Source organism: Oceanobacillus massiliensis str. N'diop (assembly GCF_000285495.1).
GTDB lineage: Bacteria > Bacillota > Bacilli > Bacillales > Amphibacillaceae > Oceanobacillus > Oceanobacillus massiliensis.
Map to the genome: position 1 here is coordinate 1 of NZ_CAER01000082.1, position 1,532 is coordinate 1,532.

Here is a 1,532-nt window from a genome sequence, read left to right on the forward strand (position 1 = left end):
ATCATGTTCTTGAGCGTTTTTTATATGTTTTGCATAAGTTACAATACGAAACAATTTTATATAATTTTACACCATTTTTTACACCATTTTTCACTTAGAAAATATTGATTGTTTTCTAATGATTTATCTGATATAACAGGAATTGTCCAACTTTTCTTGTATAGTTTAAATTGGAATTTTATATAGTTTTTTCACATTTATATTATTTCGATGATTGCTATGGAAACTAATGTATCAATTACTAAAGAAAATTCTCTTCTATTGATACAATTATAACAGTATAAAATAATAAATATAATAAGAGCAGGTGACATGGTTGAAAATTTATTTTGAAAGTTGGATTCATAATCAAGATATTTCAGAAGATGCTCAGATCTTATTTGATGAAGCTTTTATGTGTTACAGAGTAGGTGCATATAGAGCCTCCTTATTAATGTCTTATTTGGGTTTTATGAAAGCTTTAAGAGATCGTCTCTTGAACAGTGATACACCAGATTTATATCACGAGGAAGACTGGAAAAAGAAAAGAAATGACTTGAGAGATGATAAAGTCTGGGAGGAAACTGTATTTACTACAATTAATGAAAAACATAAAAAGCTGGGAAAAGTATTTTTAATCAATAATGATTTAATTGAGGAAGTATCATATTGGCGAAAGAAAAGGAATGATTGCGCACATGCAAAGGATTCTATAATTGGAAATAGCCATGTTGAATCATTTTGGCTTTTTCTTGAGTCTAATCTTGCAAAATTTGTAGTAAACGGGGGGAAACAAGCATTACTGCTGAAAATAAAAAAACATTTTGATCCTAAATTTACTAAACCGGGTACAGATTTTTATTATTTAATAAATGACCTACCATTAGTGGTTAGACAAGGTGAGCTTTCAGAATTACTTCAAGAAATTTATTCCGGTTATGTCAGTCTTGATGCTTTCGCTAATGAAGAACAGAAATCTTTTTGGAATGAAATAGCTTATTCACCTAATGATGCTCTAAATAAAGCATTTTTGGAATTTGTTGTTTCCAATGAAGATACATTTGTGTCATTTATTGAAATGTTCCCTGATAGATTAATATTATGTACAGAAGAAAAAGAATTGATACGGTTACTTTGGAAAGACTTCTTAATTTAAGAAAATCGGTAATTACTCTGAAACATTTTGGGATATAGCTATTACTTTATTAAGGAATAAATTAATTCCAGAGGATGAAATTGCAGGTTTTATACGGAGACTTGTTCAGAATATAAATGCAGCCTCATTACCTAATCCTGAGCAAACTACGATTTTAAAGAAATTTGGATTATTTAAAGCTATTAAAGATACGATTTTTTCAAGTGGTATCCTGAATAAAAAGTATGTTGGTTATGATAATGCAAATAAAAATGCTAGTAAAATTATTTATTACCTTAAAAATGAAACACTAGATATAGATGTTGTTAGAGAATTGAATACATTATTTAAATCTTATTCTTTTGGACATTTATATGGAAAGATGATGAAATGGATAGAGGAAAATCCACCCATTATA

General features: G+C 28.2%; 1 protein-coding gene. It reads left to right on the top strand.

The window, feature by feature from the left end; all coding sequences use genetic code 11:
- The first annotated feature begins 316 nt into the window (after nt 1-316).
- The gene (locus OMHG_RS00095; protein WP_010647053.1) at nt 317-1,135 is read left to right on the top strand and encodes a hypothetical protein; all 819 of its coding nucleotides are present in this window, start codon (nt 317-319) and stop codon (nt 1,133-1,135) included.
- The last annotated feature ends 397 nt before the right edge of the window (nt 1,136-1,532 follow it).